The following is a 17,515-nucleotide window of genomic DNA, read 5'->3' on the forward strand; positions in this document are numbered from 1 at the left end:
CCGGATACAGAGACCGACGGCGATCGCAGGATACGAGCGACCCCGCCCCGCCGCCAGCACCGGCATGGCAGATCGACGTCCTACTTTCCGCTGATGGCGAGGATCTCGGGGACCGAGTCGCGGCGCACCGCGTCGAACAGCGTCTTCGAGCGCGCCGGATCGGGGAACACGACGCTCTCGCTGCCGACCCGGCCGGTGCCCTTGACCGGGCAGGTGAAGAACGTCAGGTTGCCGCCGCGCAGGCCCCGCATCTCCATTGCGAGGTCCACCAGCGACAGTGACTTGTCGACGGCCACCGAGTCGGACGTGGCGCGGACGAACGAGTTCAGCTTGGCCGGGTTGGTCAGCACACCGCCCGAGGCGGCCTTGTCCAGGATCGCCTTGATCACCTGCTGCTGGTGCCGGATACGCGCGAAGTCGCCGTCCGGGAAGGCGTGCCGCTCCCGCGCGTAGTCCAGCGCGGCGGCCCCGTCCATCGTTTGCCGGCCCTTCTCGAAGGTCCGCGTGCCGATCAGTGAGTACTTCGTGGTGAAGCCCTTCTCCACGTCGATCTCGACACCGCCGAGCGCGTCGATGATCTCCTTGAAGCCGGCGAAGTCGACCATCGCCACGTTGTCCACCCGTACGCCGCTGAACTTCTCCACCGTCTGCACCATCAGCGGCACACCGCCCCAGGCGTACGCGGCATTGATCTTCGCGTCACGACCGCCGCGGCCCTCCTTCGACTTCGGGACGGCCGTCCAGGTGTCGCGGGGGATCGAGATGAGCTGGGCGCTCGACCGGTCCTTCGGCAGGTGGGCCAGGATGATCGTGTCGCTGCGCGAGCCGCCGGTGCTCTCCGGGTCGCGGGAGTCGCTGCCCAGGATCATGATGTTCATCGCACCCTTGGCCTCGACCTGCGGCCGCGACTCCTCCGGGACGCCCTCGAAGGCGTCGACCCGCTCGATCGACTTGTCGACCGAGCGGTAGTAGAGGCCGCCGGCCACTGCGGTGCCGCCGCTCAGCAGCACCACCACGAGCAGCACGATCAGGGCGATCCGCCGCCCCCGGCGGCGCCGGGGCGCCTTCTCCTCCACCGGCCCGCCCGGCTCCACATCGGAGCCCTGCGCACGACTGTCGGAATCGGTGAGCTGGTGGCGATCTGACATGCCGCGATGCTACTGAGTCACGTCGTACCGTGTGGCCCCGCGCCCGGACGGTGACGCCCCGGCGGCGTGGGACCGTCGCGGTGAGGTGGCCGGTTCCGGGCCTTGCCGCCGGACGGCCATCGGATCGATGATGGTGAGGAATGCCACATCGACCGAGGAGTCGAGATGCAGGTCATCCACCAACCGCGGGTGGCGTGGGACGCCGCCCGGGTCATCGGCGGGGCGATCCACGACGAGCAGCTGTTCGGCTGGCTCCGCGGCGAACTCGGTGCCCTGATGGGCCCCGCGGCGGCGGTGGCCCTCGACGAGAGCCGGGACCGGGTCCGCCGGGCCGGCGACGCCCGGCTGCCGGTCGAGACCGGCGTGTGGCGCGTCCGCCTGGAGGACTCGCTGCGGCAGCGCCCCGACCTGGCCGGCGGGCTGTCCGGTGTCGTCTCCACCGCCCGTACGCTGCGCCCGGTTTAGCTTTCGCTTAGCTCGCTTGTCCCACGGCACGCCGGTCCGGCAGCATCGACCGGCGTGACCGACGGCACCGCACCCCACCCGCCGACCACCGGCGCCGCGCCCGGACCCGTCACCCCGGACGACCGGCGCCGCACCGCCGGACGCCGTCGCCGCCTGGCCGCCGCCGGGCTGGTCACCGTCGCCGCCGCGGTCGCGGTGACCCTCGCGGTACGCGGCGGTGCCGCCCCCGCCTGCGCCGCCCCGGCTGGGCGCGCTGCCGTGGCCGCTCCTCCGCCCGCCGTTCTGCCGCTCGGCGCTGCCCTGGCGGCGGCTGCCGCCCCGCCCGTCGGCGGCGTGACGCACAGCGGCAAGGCCACCTTCTACGACTCCGAGGGCTCCGGCGGCAACTGCTCCCGGCCCGCCGCGCCCGCCGACCGGTTGTACGTCGCGCTCGGCCCGAGCGAGTACGCCTCCGGCGCCTCCTGCGGCGGCTTCCTCGACGTCACCGGCCCACGCGGCACCGTCCGGGTGCTCGTGATGGACCAGTGCCCGGAGTGCGCACCAGGTCACCTCGACCTGTCCGCCGAGGCGTTCGCCCGGATCGCCGACCCGGTGCAGGGAGTGGTGAAGGTCAGCTATCGCGCGGTGGTGAACCCGAGGCTGCCCGGCCCGCTCACCTTCCGCATGAAGGAGGGCTCGTCGCAGTGGTGGTTCGCCGTCCTGGTCGGTGACCACGGCAACCCGCTGCGCTCGGTCGAGGTGCGGCAGAACGGTTCGTGGCGGGCGGCGCAGCGGCAGGACTACAACTACTGGCTGATCCCGTCCGGAGCCGGTCCCGGGCCGTACGAGATCCGGGTCACCGACGTGTACGGCCACCGCGTTATGGCCACCGGCGTCCGGATGCTCCCCGGCCAGGTGCAACGCAGCAGGACCCGCATGTACGGCGCCGATCCCGCCACCCCCGGACCCACCCCGAAGAAGCCGACCCCCACCCCCAGGACGCAGACCTCCAGTCCTCCGGCCTCCCTCACGCCGTCGCCCACCCTCACCCCGGCCCTCACGGAACCCCTGGTGCAGGCAGCCGCCACCCCTCCCACCCAGGCCCCCTGCTCCTGACCCCGCGCCCGCCCGCTCAGCTCGCCGATCTTGCACTTGCGGCCCTCGATCTACCCCGGGATGCGGCTTTTGCGGAGGCGGAAAGTGCAAGATCGGCGGGGCAGGGCGGGCGAGGACGGGACGGGGTCAGGGGGAGGTGGGGAGGTCCAGCCACATGAGGATCTCGTCGCGGGCGTCGGTGGGGGACAGGCGCAGCGCGGCGGGGAGGCGGCCGATCTCGCGGTAGCCGAGGCGCTTGTAGAAGCGGTCCAGCCCGAGGCCGTCGCGGACCGTCACGTGCAGCGCCGCCAGCCCGAGGCCGCGGGCGATCCGCTCGGCCTCGCGCATCAGCGCCGCGCCGTGGCCGCGTCCCTGCGTGTCCGGGTGCACCATGACGCGCTTGAGCACCCGCCAGTGCGTCTTGAGGTAGAACCGGTTGTCGGCGATGACCAGCACCGCGACCAGCTTCTCGCCCTCGTAGCCGGCGAGCAGCCGGTCCGGCCCGTCCGCCACCTCGTCGAGCGTGGAGGTGGCGAGCGGGCGTACGTCGTCGGCCGTCACCGGGGCGACGAAGCCGACGGCGCCGCCGGCGTTCGTCACGTCCACCCAGAGCGCGATGATCTGCTCGCGCAATTCGGGAGTCGGGTCGGGGTCGAGTACGAAGCGCAGGTCCACGACGCCATCCTGCGCGTGACGACGCGGCCCGGACCCGCGTTCGTGACGCGGGTGACACAGTTGATGGTGCGGGAGGGGGGTTTCGAACCCCCACGTCCTCTCGGACACAGGCTCCTAAGGCCTGCGCGTCTGCCGTTCCGCCACTCCCGCCGACCCGCTGAGTTTAGAGCGTCGTGCCGCAGGCGTGTGTACTCCGGGCCGTGACCGGAACGACCTCAGTCGAGGCCGAGGTCCCGGCGCAGCTTGGCGACGTGACCGGTGGCCCGCACGTTGTAGAACGCCTGCTCGATCTTGCCGTCCTCGTCCACCACGAACGTCGAGCGGATCACGCCGGTGACGGTGCGGCCGTACATCTGCTTCTCGCCGAAGGCGCCATACGCCGTCAGCACCGCCTTGTCCTCGTCGGAGACCAGCGGGAACGTGATGGCGTCCCGGTCGCGGAACTTGGCGAGCTTCGCCGGCTTGTCCGGCGAGATGCCCACCACCTCGTAGCCGGCGGCTTGGAGGGAGGCGAGCGAGTCCCGGAAGTCACACGCCTGCTTCGTGCAGCCGGGCGTCATGGCGGCCGGGTACGCGTACAGGATGACCTTGCGGCCGCGCAGGCCGGACAGGGACAGCGTGCCGCCGTCGTCGGTGGGGAGAGTGAAGTCGGGGGCGGGGTCGCCGGGCTCGAGGCGGTCGGTCATGGCGGTGACGATACCTCCGGGCCGGTGCGGCCGGCGGGCGGCGACGCGCGGGCGCGGTGACGGCCATCATGAGGTTGTTGCCAGATATTGGCAACAGTGCCTTCCTGGAAATACGCTGAGCGCGTGGACACCCTGGCGATGCACATCTCCAACGGGATCATCAACGGTCCGGTCGCCGCGATCTTCGCGGCTCTCGCCCTCGCCGCGCTCGCCTTCTGCGTGCTGCGGGGCCGAGCCGACCTCGACGACCGGCTGGCTCCGATGGCCGGGCTGGTGGCGGCGTTCATCTTCGCCGTGCAGATGCTCAACTTCCCGATCTTCACCGCCGGGGTCAGCGGTCACCTGCTCGGCGGCGCGCTGGCCGCGCTGCTCGTCGGCCCCTGGGTCGGCGCGCTCTGCGTCGCCGTGGTGCTCATCGTGCAGGCGCTGGTCTTCGGTGACGGCGGGGTGGCGATGCTCGGCCTCAACATCACCAACATGGCGCTGCTCGGCACCGCCGCCGCGTACCTGCTGATCGCGCTCCTGCTGCGCGTGCTGCCGCGTACCCCGGCCGGGCTGGCGGTCACCGCCTTCGTGTCCGCGCTGGTCAGCGTGGTGGTCGCGTCCCAGGGCTTCGTCCTGCAGTACTGGCTGGGCGGCACCACCGACCTCGGCGGCAACCTCACCGGCCTGGCCGGCACCATGGCCTTCGCCCACCTGCTCATCGGCATCGGCGAGGGCCTGATCACCGCGACCACGGTGGTCACCGTCGCGAAGGTCCGGCCCGACCTGGTGTACGCGCTGCGCGCCCTCAAGCCGGCCACGCCGGCTCCCGCCGTCCCGGTCGCCGGAGGTGCCCGATGAGCAAGCGTCACTGGCCGTTCCTGCTCGGCGGCCTGCTGGTGGCCCTGCTGCTGGCCGGCGTGGTCAGCAACTACGCCTCCTCGCACCCGGACGGCCTCGACTCGTCGCTGCTCAAGGGCTGCACCGTCAACGCCGACGACGAGATCACCGGCGGTAGCTGCCCGGCCCAGCAGGCCAAGGACCACGAGTTGGCGGACAGCCCGCTGGCCGACTACGGCGTCCGCGGCATCGGCAACGACTTCCTCTCCACCGGCCTGTCCGGCGTACTCGGCGTGCTGCTCACCTTCGCGCTCGGCGGCGGCCTGTTCTGGCTGGCCCGCCGCCGCGGCCCCGCCACGCCCGTCACGTCCGCCGGCCCCGGGGCGCGTGACACGACCACCGCGAGCACCGACCCGGCGGACGACGCAGCGACCCCGTCCACCGGCACCCGCTGACCGTGGGCGCAGGGCACGCGCACGCGCTCTACCGCGAGTCCGGCTCGCCGGTGCACCGCCTTCCGCCCGAGGTGAAGATCGCCGCGATGGTGCTGTTCACCATCGCCGTGGTGGCGACGCCCCGGGAGGCGTACTGGGCCTTCGGCGGCTACGCGCTCCTGGTCGCCGCGGTGGCCGCGCTGGCCCGGGTCGGCCCGCGCTGGCTGCTCAGCCGGGCGCTGATCGAGCTGCCGTTCGTGCTGTTCGCGTTCGCGCTGCCGTTCCTCGGGGCGGGGGAGCGGGTCGAGGTGGCAGGGCTCGCCCTGTCCGTCGACGGGCTGCACGGCGCGTTCAACATCCTCGCCAAGGGCACGCTCGGCGTACTCGCGTCGCTCCTGCTGGCGGCGACCACGACGACGCGTGACCTGCTGCTCGGCCTGGACCGGCTGCGGTGCCCGCAGATCCTCACCCAGATCGCCACGTTCATGCTCCGCTACCTGGAGGTACTCGTCGGCGAGGCCCGCCGGATGCGCGTGGCGCGGGTGTCGCGTGGCGACGACCCACGGTTCCTGTGGCAGCTGCGCGGCTTCGCGGCCGGGGTCGGCGCGCTGTTCCTGCGCGCGTTCGAGCGCGGCGAGCGGGTCTACCTGGCGATGCTCTCGCGCGGCTACACCGGCCGGATGCCGGCGGTGTGGCAGGGGGCCGGCGCGGCCACCGCCGGCCAGTGGGCGGCCGCCGCGACGGTGCCGGCGATCGCGGCCACCATCGCCGCCGTCGCGCTCGTCCTGCAATGATCGGGTACGTGCAGCAGCCGCCCTCCCTCGACGTCGACGGCGTCCGGTACGCGTATCCGGACGGTCATGTCGCCCTGCACGGCGTGGACCTGACCGTGCCGCGCGGCGATCGGGTGGCGCTGCTCGGGCCCAACGGCGCGGGCAAGACCACGCTCGTGCTGCACCTCAACGGCATCCTCACCCCGACCGAGGGCACGGTGACCGTCGGCGGCCTGACCGTCAGCCGGGACCGGGACACGCTGGCCGAGGTACGCCGCCGCGTCGGCATCGTCTTCCAGGACCCGGACGACCAGCTGTTCCTGCCCACAGTCGCCGAGGACGTGGCGTTCGGCCCGGCCAACCTGGGCCTGCGCGGCGCCGAGCTGGCCGCCCGGGTCGACGAGGCGCTCACGGCGGTCGGTATGAGCGAGCACCGGGACCGTGCGCCGCACCACCTGTCTTTCGGGCAGCGGCGCCGAGTGGCGGTGGCGACGGTGCTGGCCATGCGCCCGGAGATCCTGGTACTGGACGAGCCGTCGTCGAACCTCGACCCGGCCGCCCGCCGCGAGCTGGCGGAGATCCTGCGCTCCCTGCCGGTGACGCTGCTCATGGTCACCCACGACCTGCCGTACGCGGCCGAGCTGTGCCCCCGCTCGGTCATCCTGGACGGCGGCCGCATCGTCGCCGACGCCCCCACCGCAGACCTCCTGTCCGACGAGGCACTGCTGACAGCCCACCGCCTGGAGCTCCCTTACGGCTTCGCCCCCCGCCCCACCTGACCCGGCCCTCGCCCGTCCCGCCCTTCTCCGCCGCGATCTTGCACTTTCCGCCCGGGCATTTTGGGGCAAAAGCCGCAGACTCGGGGCGTTAACTGCAAGATCACGCCGTCCAGGGGCGAGTGCGGCGGGAGTGGAACGTGATGGGTGTGTCTAGGGCGGTTTGACGCTCGTGTTGTTCCACTCGGGCGTGCCCGGCGCTCACAGCTTGCGGTGATCTTGCGGTGGCGGCCCCGGGGAGATGTCGTGAACGCCTTGGATGCCGGGCGGAACAGGTTTGGGTGGGCGGTAGTTCCTCGTTCGGCCGGTTGTTGTGGCGCGCGGCCTCCCGTTACGCGAGATTGGCGTTCCGCGTGGTGGGAGCAGTGGAGATCTTGGTAGGAAAGGGCCCCTATGGGGGCCGTTTGGTACCAAGATCTCGCCGCGGGCGGGGCGGGCGGGCGGGGTGGGTTAGGGCGTGGGGGTTGGGTGGGGGGTGGGGCGGGCTGCTCTTGCGGCGGTGCGCAGGCGCAGCAGGCCTGCCGCCACCGCTCCGGCACCCGTCGCCAGGCCGAGCACCACCAGCACCCGCACCAGCGTGGCCGGGCCGGCGGCCGGGGGGATCGCGCGGGACAGCGCGGCCAGGTTCGTCGCCCCGGCGAACAGCGTGAGGCAGGCGCCTGCGAGCGCCAGCACGAAGTCGGCGGCCGGGCGGCGGGCCAGCGCGTACCCACCCGCGGCGAGCGCGCCGAGCCCGGTGAGCAGCGTCCACACCTGCCCGGTGACCAGCTCGGCGAGCGTTCCGCCGACGCCGGGCGCGCCGGTGTCCAGCGCGCGGGCGACGGTGAGCGCCACAGTCGCGGCGCCGCCCACGGCGAGCAGCGCGCCCACCCCGCGCAGCGCCCGCACCCCGGCGGCGGTACCGCCCGGCGCGAGTCCGGCCGCGCCGATCAGCAGGAAGCCCAGCGTGGCGGCGACCCACCAGGGGTACGGGTCGGGCGGCGGCACCCAGTCCAGCGTGCCGCGTACGGCTCCGGCGGTGTCACCGGCGCGCAGCGGCACCGCCCAGTCGCGTACCCGATGTTCCCGGTCCGGGTCCGCGGCGACGGCGGCCGGCGGAGCCTCCTCCCGCCACAGCGTGCGCTGATCGTGCCAGCGGGCGGTGGGGCCGTCGTCGATCCGCCGCCAGTCGGGCGCGGCGGCCGGGTTCGCCTCGGCCGGCAGCCGGGTCTCTCCGGCCAGCGTCCGGTTCAGGTACGCGGCGGGGGAGTGGGTGTTCTCGTACACGCCGCCCGGGCCGATGCGCAGGTACGGCTCACCGGAGTAGCCGAACACGGTGACCTCGGCGCCGGTGTCGTTCGTCAGCTCCAGCCGCGCGCCGGCCTCCACCATCCGCGCGGTGAGGCCGGGGCGGTCCGGGTCGACGCCGCTGATCGTGGCGCGGTAGTCGGTGCCGTCGGGCGCGTCCGCGCCGTGCGCGGCGGCCGGCGTGGCGAGCGTGAGCAGCGCGGTGGCCGCGACGGCGAGCACCAGCGCGGCCCGGCGCAGGGGTGCGATCACTTGCCGGCCGCCTCCACCGCCGACTTGATCCCCTCGGGGCTGCGGTCCTGGAGTTCACTGCCGTTGACCTTGATGGTCGGGGTGCCGGTCACGCCGGACTTGCTCGCCTCGTCGGTGACGTGCTCGGTCCACGACCGGTACGTGCCGTCGGAGACGCAGGAGGCGAACTCGTCCCGGTTCAGCCCGACGCCCGCGCCGATGTCGACGAGTTCGTCGTTGCTGAGTCCGGCGCCGCCCTCCGGCGGCTGCTTGGCGAAGAGCTGGTCGGTGAACTCACGGAACTTGCCGCCCTGCGCGGCGCAGCCGGAGGCGGCCGAGGAGCGGGTCGAGTATTCGGTGGTGGAGAAGCGGTTCAGGAACGCCACCGGGTGGAACACCAGCTTGGCCTTGCCCTCGCTGACGAGCTGGTTGAGCGTCTCGCCGTTGATCTGCTGGAACTGCTTGCAGGCCGGGCAGAGGTAGTCCTCGTACAGGTCGATGGTGACCGGCCCGGTGCCGAGCACGATGCCGGTGCCGGCATCGTTGGCCCCGGGCGGGGCGGTGAACTCGTCGGACTTCTGGCTGGAGTAGACCGCCCAGCCGATGCCGCCGGCGATGACGAGCACCAGCACCGCGGCGATCGAGGTCCAGAGCGTCCGCTTGCGCCGCTTCTCCCGGGCGATCTGCTCGCGTACGACCCGGGCCGCGTCCTTGCGCCCCTTGCGACTACTCATCGGTGTCCTCCACGGTGTCGTCGCCCGCCAGCCACCCGTCCACGGAGAACGGCGTGCGGGGCCAGATCAGCAGGAACCCGGCGAGTACCAGGAACCCGAGGTCCCGGAGGATCTCCGGGAGGTAGCTGGGCGTCTGGCCGGCGGCGAGCTGCCCGCCGCTGCCGAAACACCCGCAGTCGATGGCCAGGCCCCGGGCCCAGGCCGAGGCGATGCCGGCGATGAAGACCACGAGCAGCGCCGCTGAGACGCCGGCGCTGATCCGGGTGGCGAGCCCGGCGATCAGCAGCACGCCCAGGGCCAGCTCGACGAACGGCAGCGCCGCGCCGATCACGGTGGCCACGTCGTACGGCATCACCTGGTAGGCGTTCACGGCCCGGCCGGAGGCGGCCAGGTCACCGACCTTGGTGCCGCCGGCGATCAGCCACACGGCGGCGAGCCCGAGGCGGGCCGCGACGCCGAGCCAGGGCCGCAGGGCATGCCAGCGGCCGGCCCGAGGTGAGGGGGAGGGGGTCACAGTCATTCGTCGTCCGAGCGCCACGAAAGGTTCCCGCTATCCGGCCAGCGTGTCGCCGACGGCGTCGACCAGGTCGTCGCGGGCGCGGGCGACCCGGGAGCGGATGGTGCCCACCGGCACCCCCTCCACGTCGGCGGCCTCGGCGTACGACAGGCCGAGCAGTTGGGTGAGCACGAACGCGGAGCGCCGCTCGGCGGACAGCCGGCGGACCAGGTCGGTGGCACCGAGCTGCCCGGCGGGGTCCGGGTAGGGGCGGTCGGTGGCTGCCTGGGCGGCGAGCCGCGCGTCGAGCCGGCGGCGGCGCACGACGGTGCGCAGGTGGTCGGCGCAGGCCCGCCGGGCGATGCCGAGCAGCCAGGTCCGCACGCTGGAGCGCCCCTCGAAGCCGGACAGCGCCCGGAACGCCCGCAGGTACGTCTCCTGGGTGAGGTCGTCCGCCGTGTCCGGGTCGACGAGCGCGGCGGCGAAGCGCCACACCTCGGCCTGGGTGGCCCGGACGAAGGCGGCCTGCGCGTCGCGGTCGCCGTCGCGGGCGGCCAGCGCCCAGCCGGTGGCCGCGTCCCGGGCAGCGTCGGACGCCGACTCGGGGCGGTCGGCGGCGGTGTCGCGCGGGCCGGGGATCACGTCACCCGAGGTTACGCGGCGTACCTGGAGGGGACAGGGTCCTTCGACCCATTCCGTGGTCCCGCACACGCCGGGAACTTTTTCCGGCCGCCGTCCGACTACCCTCCCATGACCTCCGAGCAGGCCCGGCGTGGCGCGCGCCGCCGCACCGGGTGGGCGCTCGGTCACGCCCGCCGGAGACCGGCTCGCCGGACCCGCGCCGGTTCGGGAACCATTGCGGTCATGACTGCTGCCGTACGCCGCCCGTCCCGGGTCGTCGCCGCCCGCTCCGGGGCCGTCGCCGGGCTGCTGCTCCTGCTGGTGGCCCTGCTGCTCGCCCCGGCCTCCCCGGCTGCCGCCCACGCGGTGCTGGTGAGCAGCAGCCCGGCCGCCTCCGCCGTGGTGCCCGAGGCGCCCGCGCAGGTGGTGATCACGTTCAGTGAGGGCGTCCGCAAGGTGCCCGGGAAGGTCCGGGTGATCGCCCCCGACGGCTCGCGCGCCGACCGGGGCGAGCCGACGTTCCAGGGTGCCGAGGTCACCATCCCGGTGGACCCGTCCGCCGGGCGCGGCACCTACCTGGTGAGCTACCGGGTCATCTCGGCCGACAGCCACCCCGTCTCCGGCGCCTTCACCTACTCCGTCGGCGCACCGTCCGAGCCACCCACCGACAGCGGTTCGGACAACCGGGCGAACCCGGTAACCGAGAACGCGGTGAAGGTGGCGAAGTACGCCGGCTACGCCGGGTTGCTGCTGCTCGTCGGCCCGGCGCTGGTGCTCGCCGCGCTCTGGCCGCGCCGGCTGTCCCGCCGGGGTCCGGCGCGGCTGGCCTGGACCGGGCTGGGGCTGCTGGCGGTGGCCACGGTGGCGGAGGTGTGGCTTCAGGTGCCGTACGTCAACGGCGGCGGCCTGTTCGACGTCACCGGTTCGGGCCTGAGTGACGTGCTCGGCAGCGCTTACGGCACCACCCACCTGGTCCGGCTGGGCCTGCTCGCCGCGGCGGCGTTCCTGCTCCGGCCGCTGTTCGCCGGCCCGATCGGCCGTACCGACGGGATCATCCTGGCGGTCCTCGGCGGCGCGGCGCTGTTCACCTGGCCGCTGTCCGGGCACGCGGCGGCGTCGCCCGCGCCCGCGGTGTCGGTGGTGGTGGACGCGGTGCACCTGGGCGGCATGGCGGTGTGGCTGGGCGGCCTGGTCATGCTCGCGGTGTTCCTGCTGCGCCGGGCCGACGAGCGCGAGCTGGACGCGATCCTGCCGATCTGGTCCCGCTGGGCGGCGCTCGCGGTGGCCGCGCTGCTGCTGGCCGGCACCGTGCAGGGCCTGATCGAGGTGGCCGGTCTGCAGCCGCTGTTCGACACCACGTACGGCCGGCTCCTGCTCGCCAAGATCGCGCTGTTCGTGCTGGTGATCGGCGTGGCCGCGTACTCCCGGGCGCTGGTGCGGCGGCGGGTCGCCGCCGGCCGGCCGGGCTCGATGCGGCGGGCCGTGGTGGCCGAGCTGGTGATCACGGCGGTGGTGCTGGGCGTGTCGGCGACGCTCGTGCAGACCACCCCGGCGCGCACCGCCGCCGCGAACGTCGCGGGCGCCGAGCAGGGCTACTTCTCGGCCACGCTGAGCAGCCCGATCTACTCGCTGGAGGTCCAGGTGGACCCGGCGGAGACCGGCAACAACTCGATGCACCTGTACGCCTACACCAAGGACAGCCGCCCGCAGCCGGTGCAGGAGTGGAAGGTCACCGCCGCGCTGCCGTCGGCCGGGATCGAGCCGATCACCGTCCCGCTGCTGCCGTTGAGCGACAACCACGCCACCGGCGAGATCAACCTGCCGGCCCGGGGTGACTGGCAGGTGCGCATCACCGTCCGTACGACCGACATCGACCAGGCCACGGTGACCGCCACCGTGCCGATCAAGTAACGGAAGGTCCCATCTGATGATCCGTCTCCGGCGCTCCGCGACAGTCGCCGCGCTGACCCTCACCGCCGTCGCCACGGCCGTGCTCGGCGTGGCCGGCCCGGCCTCGGCGCACGTCACGATCAACCCGGCCGAGGGTACGCAGGGCGGCTACGGCCGGTTCGCGTTCCGGGTGCCGAACGAGAGCGACACGGCGTCGACAGTCAAGGTCGAGGTGAACCTGCCGGAGAACGCCCCGATCGGCTCGGTCTCCACCATGCCGGTGGCGGGCTGGACGGTGGCGGTGGAGAAGCGCAAGGTCGACCCGCCGATCGAGGTGCACGGCAGCCAGCTCACCGAGGCGGTCTCCAAGCTGACCTTCACGGCCGCGCCGAACGGCGGCGTGAAGCCGGGCGAGTTCCAGGAGTTCCCGGTGTCGATGGGCCCGCTGCCGCAGGCCGACACGATGGTGTTCAAGGTGCTCCAGACGTACTCCGACGGCAACGTCTCCCGGTGGATCGAGGAGCCGACGCCGGGCGCGGAGGAGCCGGAGAACCCGGCGCCGGTGCTCAAGCTGGCCGCGGCGGCGCCCGCCTCCTCCGCTGCGAGCGCGCCGGCCGCCGCAGCCGACGACGATGACGACGACGACGGCTCCGGCGGGGCCACGGCCCTCGGCGTGGCCGGCCTGGTCGCCGGACTGGGCGGCCTGGCCCTCGGCGGTCTGGCGTTCGCGCGTACCCGGCGGGAGCCCGCCGCGAAGTCCTGAACGCGAGCCACGCACCGGCCCGGCGGAACGATCCGCCGGGCCGGTCGCCGTTCCGGCCCCGGTGCCGCCGATATCCGGCGATCGGCCGACCCCCGTCGGTAAGGTCGGCCGGGTAATCGGCTACCGAGAGGGACGAAGCGAATGCGTTTCGTACGCACGATCGCCGGCATGGTGCTGCTGGCGTTGGGGATTCCGGCGCTGCTGGCGGGCGGAGGTCTCTGGCTCGCCGCCCGGCACGCCGACCCGGACGGCGGCTTCGGCGCCCGGTTCGAGCCGGTCCGCACACCGGCCCGCGCGGTGCTGGTGACCGACGTGGACGCGTTGCTGCGCGCCGACCTGCCGTTGGCGCGTACCGGGCAGGCCCGGCTGCACCTGACCGCGCGGGACGACGACGGCCCGGTCTTCCTCGGCCTCGCCCCGGCCGACCAGGTGCGACTGTGGCTGGCCGACGTTCCGCACAGCACCGTGCGCCGCGTCGCGGTCACCCGGGGTCCGCTGCCCGTCGATCTCGACCCGGCCATCGCCGGCGCCGGCACCGCCGCGCCGATGACCCAGCCCTTCTGGGTGCGCGAGGGCGTCGGCTCCCTGGAGTGGAGCCCGGCGGAGCTGTCCGGCCGGTCGCTGAGCCTGGTCGTGATGCGCGTGGACGGCGCGGACGGGCTCGACCTGCGGATGCGTGCCGAGTTGCGGGCCGGGTGGTTCCCCGGGCTGGCGTGGGCGCTGCTGGCCGGCGGGACGCTGCTGCTGGTCCTCGCCGTGGCGGTGCTGCTGCGCCCGCTGCGCCCGCGTGAGGTGGTCTTCGTGGTCGAGCCGGACCAGGTGCCGGTGCTGGCCGGGCGTCTCGGCGTCACCTCGCTGAGCGGCCTGGGCCGCCAGCCGGGCCCGGCGTCGCGACCCGAGCGGCACCTGGTGGCGGTGGGCTCCGGCTCCGGCGGGCGGACCCGGGCCGCGATCGCCCCGCCGCCCAGCCGGTGCCCCGACGGCAGCGACTGACGAGGCGAATCCGAACGGCCCTCCGCGCTGCCGACGCGGAGGGCCGTTCTTCACCGGGGGATCGGTGCTACCTGGGAGAAAACTGAGGTAGTTGATACCAGATTAGCGCTGATCGCCATTTGTTGCGAGGTGTGTCCGTTCAGTCCGGGTCGTCGGTTTCTCGCCCGCACGCCGGCGGATCGGCAGCACCGCGAGCAGGAGCAGGCTGAGCAGCACGTACACGTTGCGGACGACGAAGTCGACTGGATCGTCCGTGTGCACGATGGCGGTGCCCCAGTCCTGGAACGTCACCAACCCGTACACGATCGGCAGGCCGACGACGGCGACCAGCGCGAAGAGGCCGCCGCGCCGGCGGGCGCCGGCGGGCGTCGCCGGGTCGGCGTCCAGTGCCACGTCGACGAGCACCACCACAGCGGGGATGAACCAGTACAGATGGTGGATCCAGGTGATCGGGCTGACCAGCCCGCCCACCAGCCCGGTCACTGTGAGACCCACGAGCGCGTCCCCCGCCCGGGCCGCGCGCGCGGCCCGCCACAGGCCGAACGCGGCCACCGCCAGCGCGAGCAGCAGCCACAGCAGCCGGTCCGGCTCGGCCGGCGCGGTCAGGCGGCTGAGCAGCCCGAACAGCGACTGGTTGCCGGTGTAGTCGGGGCGGCCCACCCGGTCGGTCACCCACAGCTCGTGCGTCCAGAACCGCCACGAGTCACCAGGCGCGACCGCCGCGGCCAGCAGCGTGGCAACGGCCGCCGTCACCGCCGCCACGGCCGCCGCCCGCCACTTCCGGGCGGCCAGCAGGTAGACCACGAAGATGCCGGGGAACAGCTTGAGCGCCGCGGCCAGGCCCACGCCCACACCGGCCCAGCGCCGCCCCTGCGGTACGGCGAACAGCAGGTCGGCCAGGATCAGCACCACCAGCAGCATGTTGATCTGCCCGAGCGTGAGCGTCTCCCGCGTGCTCTCCACCGCCAGCACCAGCAGCACGGCGACGGTCAGGCCGAACCCGCGCGGCAGGTCGTGCCGCCGCAGCACCGGCAGCACCAGCCAGCGGGTGGTCACCACCACGGCGGCCACCGTCAGCACCGCGAAGGCGGCGACCGCCACCCCGAGCCGCAGATACCCGAACGGCGCCAGCAGCAGCGCCGCGAACGGCGGATAGGTGAAGTAGAGCGCGCCCTGTACCCGGTCCGGCTGGACGTAGTCGTAGAGCGGGTGCCCGGCCGCCCACCAGTCCATCGCCGACATGTAGATCTTCTGGTCGTAGTAGTCGTGACGCAGGTTGCGCAGGTAGGGCGCCGGCAGGATCGCGATCAGCGCCAGCACCACGACCACCCGGAGAGCCGTACGCCCGCCCGCGTCGTCGCGGGGGACGGCGGGTGGGGCGACGGGTTCGGCTGGCACGCAGGAAACCCTAGCGGTCCACCTCGGCCGCCGGGCCGAGGCGCGGGCGCGTCGGCGGCGCGTAGTCTGTTCCGGTGGCTGATCTTCTCGTCTGGATCGACTGTGAGATGACCGGGCTCGACCTGCGGCGGGACGCCCTGATCGAGGTCGCCGCGCTCGTCACCGATCCCGACCTCAACGTGCTCGGTGACGGCGTCGACGTGGTGATCCACGCCGACGACGAGGCGCTCGACGGCATGCCGGAGATCGTGCGGACCATGCACGCCAAGTCCGGCCTCACCGAGGAGGTACGCCGCTCCACGGTGACGCTGGCCGAGGCCGAGGACATGGTGCTCGACTACGTGACCAGCTACGTGAAGGACCCGCGTACGGCCCCGCTGTGCGGCAACTCGATCGCCACCGACAGGGGTTTCCTGGCCCGCGACATGACCCGGCTCGACGCGCACCTGCACTACCGGATGATCGACGTGTCCTCGATCAAGGAGCTGTGCCGGCGCTGGTACCCGCGGGTGTACTTCGGGCAGCCGCAGAAGGGCCTGGCCCACCGGGCCCTCGCGGACATCCGGGAGAGCATCCGCGAGCTGGAGTACTACCGGCGGACCGTGTTCGTGCCGCTGCCGGGGCCGGACGTCGAGGCCGCGAAGGCGATCGCCGCCCAGCTCTGAGGGCCCCGCCCAACCCGGTGGACGGGGTCGGCGGGAGTGTGGCTATGATTAGTCCGCGCACCGCCCCGGGCGACCGGAGCGGCGAGCATGGTGGCTGTAGCTCAGTTGGCAGAGCACCGGGTTGTGGTCCCGGTTGTCGTGGGTTCAATTCCCATCAGTCACCCCAACGACGTAGCCCCCTCCTCCGGGAGGGGGCTTCGTCGTGTGCGTGGGTCAGGGGGTGGGCTCGACGCTGGGCGTACCGGCGTCCGGCGTGGTGTCGGCCGACGGCGGCTCGTACGGCAGGGCGCTGCCCTTGACGTACTCGTCCCAGCTCATGTTCCAGTCGGTCCAGCCGTTGCCGTTCTGGAGCTTGCGCTCGGTGCCCTTCACGGTGATCGGGTCACCGATGCGGGTGTTGGCGAACAGCCAGTTGCCTTCCTTCATCGAGACGTTGACGCAGCCGTGCGACACGTTCGTGCGGCCCTGCACGCCCTCGGACCACGGCGCGGCGTGGATGAACTCGCCGCCCCAGGTGAGCCGCTGGGCGTAGTCGATCTCGGTGCGGTAGCCCTCCTCCGGGCCCAGCTCCTCCAGGGTGTCGAAGACCGTGTGCCGGAGCTTCTCGATCACCACCATGGTGCCGCTGGAGGAGGGGGTGCTCTTCTTGCCCAGGCTGACCGGGATGGTCTTGACCACCTTGCCGTCGCGGGTGACGGTCATCCGCTTGGTGCGGTTGTCGACAGTCATCACGAACGACGGACCGATCTTGACGTCGACGCTGAGGTCGGCCCGGCCGTACCAGCCGCCGCCCAGCGGCAGCCCGCCCGCCTGCACCTTGTAGCTGACGGTGCTGTTGGCCTTCCAGAACGTCTTCGGCCGGTAGCGCACCTCGGTCGGGCTCACCCAGTGCCAGATGCCCTCCTGGGCCGGCTTCGAGGTGACTGTCATCCGGCGCTGGATGTCGTCGCGGTAGTCCTCCGGGATGGCCCGGCCGAACTTCACGATCAGCGGCATGCCGACACCCACGACCTGGTTGTCGCCGAGGAAGCTGGTGACCCGGATCTGCTTGGCCGGCTTCGCCATCGTGGTGAACGTGCTGGTGGCGGTGGCGGGCTTGCCGTCGTCGCCGGTGGCGGTGACGGTCGCCGTGTACGTCTGCCCGTACTCCAGGGCCGCTGACGGCAGCCAGCTGGTGCCGTCCGCCGCGAGCGTGCCGTCGACGACCTTGCCGGCGGCGTCCTTCAGCTCGACTGTGGTCTCCTGCGCCTCCTTCGTGGTGAAGGTGACGGCGGTGGACGCCGGTACGTCCTTGGCGTCGGCGGCGGGCTCGCTGATGGTGGCCGCCGCCTTCGGGGCCTTCTCGCCGCCGTCGCCGCCGCCCTGCCAGCTCGACGGCTTGTCGCCGCCGCCGCTGGTGCAGGCGGTCAGGGCCATCGCGGCGGCGAGCAGCCCGGCTGCCAGCGCACGGCGGCGGCCGACGCGTCGGGCGCTCGCGCCCCGGATCGGTTCGTCCTGGCCAGCTCGCATGACTCCCTCACAAGGTGATGCCGTTCCCCGTCGTCTCAGGTCAGACGCGCCGGAGCGGGTACGCGTTGCCGGACG

At 73.1% G+C, this 17,515-nt stretch carries 19 protein-coding genes and 2 tRNA genes; 11 read left to right on the forward strand and 10 right to left on the reverse strand.

The window, feature by feature from the left end; genetic code table 11:
• Positions 1-80: 80 nt before the first annotated feature.
• Positions 81-1,148 (reverse strand): LCP family protein, encoded by a 1,068-nt coding sequence (locus O7611_RS04070; protein ID WP_228531614.1) that lies wholly within the window; start codon positions 1,146-1,148, stop codon positions 81-83.
• 165 nt (positions 1,149-1,313) lie between these two features.
• On the opposite strand from O7611_RS04070, the gene O7611_RS04075 reads away from it, so the two are divergent.
• Both O7611_RS04075 and O7611_RS04080 read left to right on the forward strand, forming a co-directional pair.
• Complete coding sequence (locus O7611_RS04075; protein ID WP_269696237.1) at positions 1,314-1,613, forward strand: hypothetical protein; 300 nt, start codon at positions 1,314-1,316, stop codon at positions 1,611-1,613.
• 54 nt (positions 1,614-1,667) lie between these two features.
• Positions 1,668-2,708 carry an expansin EXLX1 family cellulose-binding protein gene (locus O7611_RS04080; RefSeq protein ID WP_269696238.1) on the forward strand — a complete coding sequence of 347 codons (1,041 nt, stop codon included), beginning with the start codon at positions 1,668-1,670 and terminating at the stop codon, positions 2,706-2,708.
• Between the two features lie 126 nt (positions 2,709-2,834).
• On the opposite strand, the gene O7611_RS04085 is transcribed toward O7611_RS04080, so the two are convergent.
• The 3 genes from O7611_RS04085 to bcp all read right to left on the reverse strand — a co-directional run bounded on the left by O7611_RS04085 (position 2,835) and on the right by bcp (position 4,048).
• A complete protein-coding gene (locus O7611_RS04085) occupies positions 2,835-3,362 on the reverse strand; it encodes a GNAT family N-acetyltransferase (protein ID WP_269696239.1) in 528 nt (175 codons plus the stop codon).
• 64 nt (positions 3,363-3,426) lie between these two features.
• Positions 3,427-3,512: transfer RNA gene (locus O7611_RS04090), tRNA-Leu, on the reverse strand.
• A 65-nt stretch (positions 3,513-3,577) separates the two neighbouring features.
• Entirely contained in the window at positions 3,578-4,048 is a 471-nt protein-coding gene (bcp, locus tag O7611_RS04095; RefSeq protein ID WP_194799566.1) for a thioredoxin-dependent thiol peroxidase, read from the reverse strand.
• A 123-nt stretch (positions 4,049-4,171) separates the two neighbouring features.
• Between bcp and O7611_RS04100 the strand changes: the two genes are divergently transcribed.
• From O7611_RS04100 to O7611_RS04115, 4 genes are read left to right on the forward strand one after another with little or no spacing between them, the layout of a single operon-like run.
• A complete protein-coding gene (locus O7611_RS04100) occupies positions 4,172-4,891 on the forward strand; it encodes an energy-coupling factor ABC transporter permease (RefSeq protein ID WP_030270233.1) in 720 nt (239 codons plus the stop codon).
• The gene (locus O7611_RS04105) at positions 4,888-5,325 is read left to right on the forward strand and encodes a PDGLE domain-containing protein (protein ID WP_194799567.1); all 438 of its coding nucleotides are present in this window, start codon (positions 4,888-4,890) and stop codon (positions 5,323-5,325) included. Before O7611_RS04100 ends, O7611_RS04105 begins: the two co-directional genes overlap by 4 nt.
• Before the next feature lie 2 nt (positions 5,326-5,327).
• Positions 5,328-6,098 carry a cobalt ECF transporter T component CbiQ gene (gene cbiQ, locus O7611_RS04110; RefSeq protein ID WP_194799568.1) on the forward strand — a complete coding sequence of 257 codons (771 nt, stop codon included), beginning with the start codon at positions 5,328-5,330 and terminating at the stop codon, positions 6,096-6,098.
• Positions 6,095-6,856, forward strand: coding sequence for an energy-coupling factor ABC transporter ATP-binding protein (locus O7611_RS04115; RefSeq protein ID WP_269696240.1), 762 nt, complete (start codon positions 6,095-6,097; stop codon positions 6,854-6,856). Before cbiQ ends, O7611_RS04115 begins: the two co-directional genes overlap by 4 nt.
• Positions 6,857-7,303: 447 nt before the next feature.
• On the opposite strand, the gene O7611_RS04120 is transcribed toward O7611_RS04115, so the two are convergent.
• The 4 genes from O7611_RS04120 to O7611_RS04135 are packed head-to-tail and all read right to left on the reverse strand — an operon-like array spanning position 7,304 to position 10,243.
• Complete coding sequence (locus O7611_RS04120; RefSeq protein WP_269696241.1) at positions 7,304-8,392, reverse strand: hypothetical protein; 1,089 nt, start codon at positions 8,390-8,392, stop codon at positions 7,304-7,306.
• The gene (locus tag O7611_RS04125; protein ID WP_030270220.1) at positions 8,389-9,105 is read right to left on the reverse strand and encodes a thioredoxin domain-containing protein; all 717 of its coding nucleotides are present in this window, start codon (positions 9,103-9,105) and stop codon (positions 8,389-8,391) included. The genes O7611_RS04120 and O7611_RS04125 overlap by 4 nt, the downstream gene beginning before the upstream one ends.
• Positions 9,098-9,625, reverse strand: coding sequence for a MauE/DoxX family redox-associated membrane protein (locus O7611_RS04130; protein WP_269696242.1), 528 nt, complete (start codon positions 9,623-9,625; stop codon positions 9,098-9,100). Before O7611_RS04130 ends, O7611_RS04125 begins: the two co-directional genes overlap by 8 nt.
• A 30-nt stretch (positions 9,626-9,655) precedes the next feature.
• Entirely contained in the window at positions 9,656-10,243 is a 588-nt protein-coding gene (locus tag O7611_RS04135; RefSeq protein ID WP_269696243.1) for a sigma-70 family RNA polymerase sigma factor, read from the reverse strand.
• Positions 10,244-10,465: 222 nt separating this feature from the next.
• Between O7611_RS04135 and O7611_RS04140 the strand changes: the two genes are divergently transcribed.
• The 3 genes from O7611_RS04140 (at position 10,466) to O7611_RS04150 (ending at position 13,868) form a co-directional block, all read left to right on the forward strand.
• On the forward strand, positions 10,466-12,133 hold the full coding sequence (locus O7611_RS04140) for a copper resistance CopC/CopD family protein (RefSeq protein WP_194799573.1): 1,668 nt from the start codon (positions 10,466-10,468) through the stop codon (positions 12,131-12,133).
• A 16-nt stretch (positions 12,134-12,149) separates the two neighbouring features.
• On the forward strand, positions 12,150-12,875 hold the full coding sequence (locus O7611_RS04145; RefSeq protein WP_269696244.1) for a YcnI family copper-binding membrane protein: 726 nt from the start codon (positions 12,150-12,152) through the stop codon (positions 12,873-12,875).
• A gap of 141 nt (positions 12,876-13,016) precedes the next feature.
• A complete protein-coding gene (locus tag O7611_RS04150) occupies positions 13,017-13,868 on the forward strand; it encodes a hypothetical protein (protein ID WP_269696245.1) in 852 nt (283 codons plus the stop codon).
• Positions 13,869-13,970: 102 nt separating this feature from the next.
• On the opposite strand, the gene O7611_RS04155 is transcribed toward O7611_RS04150, so the two are convergent.
• On the reverse strand, positions 13,971-15,266 hold the full coding sequence (locus O7611_RS04155) for a glycosyltransferase family 87 protein (protein WP_269696246.1): 1,296 nt from the start codon (positions 15,264-15,266) through the stop codon (positions 13,971-13,973).
• A 74-nt stretch (positions 15,267-15,340) separates the two neighbouring features.
• Here O7611_RS04155 and orn point away from each other — a divergent pair, with 74 nt between their 5' ends.
• Both orn and O7611_RS04165 read left to right on the forward strand, forming a co-directional pair.
• Positions 15,341-15,931 carry an oligoribonuclease gene (gene orn, locus O7611_RS04160; RefSeq protein ID WP_013474266.1) on the forward strand — a complete coding sequence of 197 codons (591 nt, stop codon included), beginning with the start codon at positions 15,341-15,343 and terminating at the stop codon, positions 15,929-15,931.
• 90 nt (positions 15,932-16,021) lie between these two features.
• Positions 16,022-16,097, forward strand: a tRNA-His gene (locus O7611_RS04165).
• Positions 16,098-16,144: 47 nt separating this feature from the next.
• Here O7611_RS04165 and O7611_RS04170 read toward each other — a convergent pair.
• Positions 16,145-17,440 (reverse strand): L,D-transpeptidase, encoded by a 1,296-nt coding sequence (locus O7611_RS04170; protein WP_194799577.1) that lies wholly within the window; start codon positions 17,438-17,440, stop codon positions 16,145-16,147.
• Positions 17,441-17,515: the final 75 nt, after the last annotated feature.

The organism is Micromonospora sp. WMMC273, assembly GCF_027460285.1.
Lineage (GTDB): Bacteria > Actinomycetota > Actinomycetes > Mycobacteriales > Micromonosporaceae > Micromonospora > Micromonospora aurantiaca.

Bases quoted from the DNA above. Each gene is read 5' to 3' on its own strand.
- O7611_RS04070 (WP_228531614.1), bottom strand. From the start codon at position 1,148: ATGTCAGATCGCCACCAGCTCACCGATTCCGACAGTCGTGCGCAGGGC.
- O7611_RS04075 (WP_269696237.1), top strand. From the start codon at position 1,314: ATGCAGGTCATCCACCAACCGCGGGTGGCGTGGGACGCCGCCCGGGTC.
- bcp (WP_194799566.1), bottom strand. From the start codon at position 4,048: ATGACCGACCGCCTCGAGCCCGGCGACCCCGCCCCCGACTTCACTCTC.
- O7611_RS04105 (WP_194799567.1), top strand. From the start codon at position 4,888: ATGAGCAAGCGTCACTGGCCGTTCCTGCTCGGCGGCCTGCTGGTGGCC.
- O7611_RS04115 (WP_269696240.1), top strand. From the start codon at position 6,095: ATGATCGGGTACGTGCAGCAGCCGCCCTCCCTCGACGTCGACGGCGTC.
- O7611_RS04125 (WP_030270220.1), bottom strand. From the start codon at position 9,105: ATGAGTAGTCGCAAGGGGCGCAAGGACGCGGCCCGGGTCGTACGCGAG.
- O7611_RS04130 (WP_269696242.1), bottom strand. From the start codon at position 9,625: ATGACTGTGACCCCCTCCCCCTCACCTCGGGCCGGCCGCTGGCATGCC.
- O7611_RS04140 (WP_194799573.1), top strand. From the start codon at position 10,466: ATGACTGCTGCCGTACGCCGCCCGTCCCGGGTCGTCGCCGCCCGCTCC.
- O7611_RS04145 (WP_269696244.1), top strand. From the start codon at position 12,150: ATGATCCGTCTCCGGCGCTCCGCGACAGTCGCCGCGCTGACCCTCACC.
- O7611_RS04150 (WP_269696245.1), top strand. From the start codon at position 13,017: ATGCGTTTCGTACGCACGATCGCCGGCATGGTGCTGCTGGCGTTGGGG.
- O7611_RS04170 (WP_194799577.1), bottom strand. From the start codon at position 17,440: ATGCGAGCTGGCCAGGACGAACCGATCCGGGGCGCGAGCGCCCGACGC.